Origin of the sequence: uncultured Bradyrhizobium sp., from assembly GCF_936928535.1 — a bacterium.
In the GTDB taxonomy this organism is placed as follows: Bacteria; Pseudomonadota; Alphaproteobacteria; order Rhizobiales; family Xanthobacteraceae; genus Bradyrhizobium.
Genome location: NZ_CAKZHY010000101.1, coordinates 1 through 2,183 on the forward strand (window position 1 = coordinate 1; position 2,183 = coordinate 2,183).

The 2,183-nt window shown below is 63.6% G+C and carries 2 protein-coding genes; both read left to right on the plus strand.

What is annotated here, in order from left to right; all coding sequences use genetic code 11:
• A partial coding sequence (locus Q0687_RS22135) for an FHIPEP family type III secretion protein (RefSeq protein ID WP_298881334.1) occupies positions 1 to 1,446 on the plus strand: 1,446 nt, incomplete at its 5' end.
• A 294-nt stretch (positions 1,447 to 1,740) separates the two neighbouring features.
• On the plus strand, positions 1,741 to 1,941 hold the full coding sequence (locus Q0687_RS22140) for a hypothetical protein (RefSeq protein WP_298881337.1): 201 nt from the start codon (positions 1,741 to 1,743) through the stop codon (positions 1,939 to 1,941).
• Positions 1,942 to 2,183 lie beyond the last annotated feature (242 nt).

A 2,183-nucleotide genomic window follows, 5' to 3' on the forward strand; every position in this document is an offset into this window, starting at 1 on the left:
GGCATGATCATCGGCGTGGCGCAGCAGGGCATGTCGTTCGTCGATGCCGGCCGCAGCTACACGCTGCTGACGGTCGGTGACGGCCTCGTCACCCAGGTGCCGGCGCTGATCGTCTCGACCGCGGCGGGCCTGCTCGTCTCCAAGGCCGGCGTCTCCGGCGCGGCCGACAAGGCGCTGATGAAGCAGTTCTCGGGCTATCCGCAGGCCCTCGCAATGTCCTCGGCGGTGATGCTGGTGCTGGCGGCGTTGCCGGGCATTCCGACGCTCCCCTTCCTCGCGCTCGGCGTCGGCGCCGGCGCGCTGGCCTGGACCGCGCGCAACCGCAACCGCGCGACGGCCAAGGCTGACGCAGCCGCCAAGGCCGCGCCGGCCCCGGGAACGCCCGGTGCACCGGGCGCCGCCGCTGCCGAGGAGCCGATCTCGGCGGCGCTGAAGATCGACGACCTCAAGATCGAGCTCGGCTATGCGCTCTTGCCGCTGGTCAACGGCCCTGATGGCACCGACCGCCTCACCGAGCAGATCAAGGCGCTCCGCCGTTCGCTCGCGATCGAGATGGGTTTCGTGATGCCGGCGGTGCGCATTCTCGACAACGTCCAGCTCGAGGCCAACACCTACATCATCAAGATCAAGGAAGTGGACGCCGGCACCGGCAAGATCTGGCCGAGCCAGTTCATGGTCATGGACCCCGGCGGCAGCCAGGTGCAGGTGCCCGGCATCCACACCACCGAGCCGACCTTCGGCCTGCCGGCGACCTGGGTCGATGCCAGCCTCAAGGAAGAAGCCTCGCTCAAGGGCTACACCGTCGTCGACGCCGCGACGGTGCTCTCCACCCATCTCACCGAGCTGCTCAAGGCCAACATGTCCGACTTACTGTCCTACGGCGAGGTGCAGAAACTGCTCAAGGAGCTGCCGAAGGAGCAGAGCGAGCTGGTCAAGGACATCGTGCCCGGACAGGTCACCGTCTCCGGCATCCAGCGCGTGCTCCAGCTGTTGCTCGCCGAGCGCATCTCGATCCGCGACCTCTCGACTATTCTCGAGGGCATCGCCGACTCGCTCGCCTTCTCGCGCAACCCCGCGACCATGGTCGAGCATGTCCGCGCGCGCCTCGCGCGGCAGATCTGCGCGCAAAACACTTCCTTTGCCGGCTATTTGCCGCTGATCGCGCTGTCGGCGAAATGGGAGCAGGCCTTTGCCGAATCCATCATCGGCCAGGGCGAAGAGCGCAGCCTCGCGATGCAGCCCTCGAAGCTCTCGGAGTTCATGACCGGCGTACGCGAGGCCTTCGAGCGCGCCGCCCGCGAAGGCGAGGCGCCGGTGCTGGTGACCTCTGCGGCAATTCGTCCCTTCGTGCGCTCCCTGGTCGAGCGGTTCCGGGCCCAGACGACCGTGCTGTCGCAGGCCGAAATCCATCCCAGGGCGAGGTTGAAAACGGTCGGAAGCATCTGATTTGCCTTAAGAAGCCGTGTGTTTTTCGGCCACAGGCAAATGGTTTTTGAGTTCCTGGCGCCTTGTGGACCAAAGGCCGACAAGGCGCCGGACATGGATATTACAGCTTTGAAATAATTGCCAAATCGAACGATCAAGACTCGCTTTTGATCGCGATCTTTCACGTCGTATCACGCTCTTGTGATGGCCTCTTGGGAACGAATCCCCCCAATACTAGGTTGTTGGGCACCGGAAGCATGAACCTGCCTGAACGGGCTGGCGACTACTTCGGGTAGATGGCGGCAGGAGGCTTCCATGAACCACTCAATTTACAGCGCGGATCGCTCGACCCACCTGAAAGTGGTGGCCGTGGCGCTCGTCGCCGGCATCGCAGTCGCAGGCTTCGGCATCTCGGCGCGTACAGGTTCGGACGAAGGACTCACGCAGACTGCTCGCGTCATCAAGGCCGGCAAGCCGGTCGTGGTCACAAGCTCGAACGCATCGCTCGTTCGCTAGGGAGATTTTGAGTTTCAGGAATTCACGCGGCTCTTTACCAGCCCCCCAAAGTCGCCACGTGGATATGTAGACGACCCCAACCCCAAGTCGACTACAGAAAGCGCCCGCCCCCCACGGGCGCTTTCTCATGTCTGGGGTATGTCGCTGGTCGGGAAACTCACGCCTCAACCTCGTCATTGCTTCGCTACTGTTTAGCCCGGACACATAGCTTACACTTGTTCGGAGACATGGTTGACACTTTT